The sequence below is a fragment of the Mycobacterium sp. genome, assembly GCF_036488105.1.
GTDB lineage: Bacteria > Actinomycetota > Actinomycetes > Mycobacteriales > Mycobacteriaceae > Mycobacterium.
Genome location: NZ_DASXHW010000519.1, coordinates 1 through 2,429 on the forward strand (window position 1 = coordinate 1; position 2,429 = coordinate 2,429).

A 2,429-nucleotide genomic window follows, 5' to 3' on the forward strand; every position below is an offset into this window, starting at 1 on the left:
CCGGGTGATCGACATGGCCTCGGCGTACGCGACGCTGGCCGACTCGGGCATCTATCACCGGCCGCACTTCGTGCAGAAGGTGGTCAACGCCGACGGCAAGGTGCTGTTCGACGCGACCAGCTCGGACAACTCCGGTGAGCAACGGGTCCCCAAGGATGTCGCCGACAACGTCACGTCGGCGATGCAGCCGATCGCGGGGTACTCGCGCGGACACAATCTGGCCGGCGGCCGGCCGTCGGCGTCCAAGACCGGCACCACCCAGTTGGGTGACACCGACGCCGACAAGGACGCCTGGATGGTCGGCTACACCCCGTCGCTGTCGACGGCGGTGTGGATCGGCACCGTGCGCGGCGATGTGCCGCTGGTGACCAAGGGGGGCGGGCCGATCTACGGGTCGGGTCTGCCGTCGGACATCTGGAAGTCGACGATGGACGGTGCGCTCAAAGGCACCACCAACGAGTCCTTCCCCAAGCCCGCCGAGATCGGTGGCTCCGCCGGTGTGCCCGCCGCGCCACTGCCGCCGCAGCCGCCGCAGATGACGGTCATTCAGCCCACGATGGAAATTGCGCCGGGCATCACGATTCCGGTCGGGCCGCCGACCACCGTGCCCGTCGGACCGGCCGCTCCGCCACCATCGCCGCCGGGAGCGCCCGAGCCGGGACCGCCGCCCCCGCCGTGACCCTCGCCGAGACTGATCGCGCCGACATCTCGCCGCGGCGGTTGGCCAGTGATCTGCGCTCCGCCGATGACCGTGATTGCCCCAGCCGCACCGACTTTCTGGGCGCGGCGCTGTCGAATGTCATCGGCGGTCCGGTGGGCCGGCACGCGATCATCGGTCGCACCGCCGTCCTGACACCGCTGCGAGTGATGTTTTTGATCGCGCTGGTGTTCCTGGCGCTGGGCTGGTCGACCAAGGCGCCGTGCCTGCAGACCATCGGGACCGGTCCAGCCGATCAACGCGTCGCCAACTGGCAGAATCAGCGGGCCTATTACGAGCTGTGCTACTCCGACACCGTGCCGCTATACGGCGCGGAGTTGTTGAGCCAGGGCCGTTTTCCGTACAAGTCGAGCTGGATCGAAAAGGACGGCGCCGACAAGCCGCAGACCCGCTACGACGGCCGGCCGGCGGTGCGCTACATGGAGTATCCCGTGCTCACCGGCGTGTACCAGTACGTGTCGATGGCGTTGGCCAAGACCTACACCATCTTCAGCAAGCTGATTGCGCTACCGGTCGTCGCGGAGGTGGTGGTGTTCTTCGACGTCGCCGCGCTCGGGTTGGCGTTGGCGTGGTTGGCGACGCTGTGGGCGACCGCCGGGCTGGCCGGCCGGCGGGTCTGGGACGCCGCGCTGGTGGGCGCGTCGCCGTTGGTGATCTTTCAGATCTTCACCAATTTCGATTCGCTGGCAACGGCTTTGGCGGTGGGTGGGCTGCTGGCATGGGCGCGCCGGCGGCCGGTGCTCGCCGGGGTGCTGATCGGTCTGGGTGTCGCGGCCAAGCTGTATCCGGTGCTGCTGCTGGGCCCGCTGCTGGTGCTGGGCATCCGGACCGGACGGCTTCGCGAGGTGGCCCGTACCGCGGCCGCGACGGTGCTGACCTGGTTGCTGGTCAACCTGCCGGTGCTGGTGCTCTTCCCGCGGGGGTGGTCGGAGTTCTTCCGGCTGAACGCCCGCCGCGGCGAAGACATGGATTCGCTGTACAACGTCGTCAAGTCCTTCACCGGCTGGACGGGCTTCGACAAGGACCTCGGTTTCTGGCAGCCACCGGAGCATCTGAATGAGGTCGTGCTGGCACTGTTTGTGTTGTGTTGCGCCGCAATCGGTTACATCGCGCTGACCGCCCCGCGGCGGCCGCGGGTGGCGCAGCTGGCGCTGCTGGTGGTGGCGGCGTTCCTGTTGACCAACAAGGTGTGGAGCCCGCAGTTCTCGCTGTGGCTGGTGCCGCTGGCGGTGCTGGCGTTGCCGCATCGCCGGATCCTGCTGGCGTGGATGACCATTGACGCGCTGGTGTGGGTGCCGCGGATGTACTACCTCTACAGCGTGCCCGATCGCGGGCTGCCGCAGCAGTGGTTCACCGCGACGGTGCTGCTGCGCGACGTCGCGGTGCTGACGTTGTGCGCGCTGGTGGCCCGGCAGATCTACCGGCCCGAGGAAGATCTGGTCCGCTGGGGTGGCCGGGTGGACGATCCGGCGGGCGGGGTGTTCGACCGCGCCGCCGACGCGCCGCCCAGCTGGCTGCCTTCGTGGCTGCGCCCAGCCGGGCTACGGCAGATGGTCGCAACCGGCGCCGTGCCCGCGCACGATTTCGCGAGCTCAGCCACCGTCCGGTAGCCTGTGACAGTTGCCGACGCAGGCGACCCTCCTGCCACGGAGAAATGAGCCGTGGCCGCACACGACCATAGGAGGTGATGAGGTTCCCATGCGTCCATACG

2 protein-coding genes are annotated in these 2,429 nt (G+C 68.6%); both read left to right on the plus strand.

Annotated features, from left to right (window positions below; all coding sequences use genetic code 11):
* On the plus strand, window positions 1–679 hold a 679-nt coding region (locus tag VGH54_RS27485), incomplete at its 5' end, for a penicillin-binding transpeptidase domain-containing protein (protein ID WP_331515289.1).
* On the plus strand, window positions 676–2,328 hold the full coding sequence (locus tag VGH54_RS27490; protein WP_331515290.1) for a glycosyltransferase family 87 protein: 1,653 nt from the start codon (window positions 676–678) through the stop codon (window positions 2,326–2,328). The genes VGH54_RS27485 and VGH54_RS27490, both read left to right, overlap by 4 nt.
* Window positions 2,329–2,429: the final 101 nt, after the last annotated feature.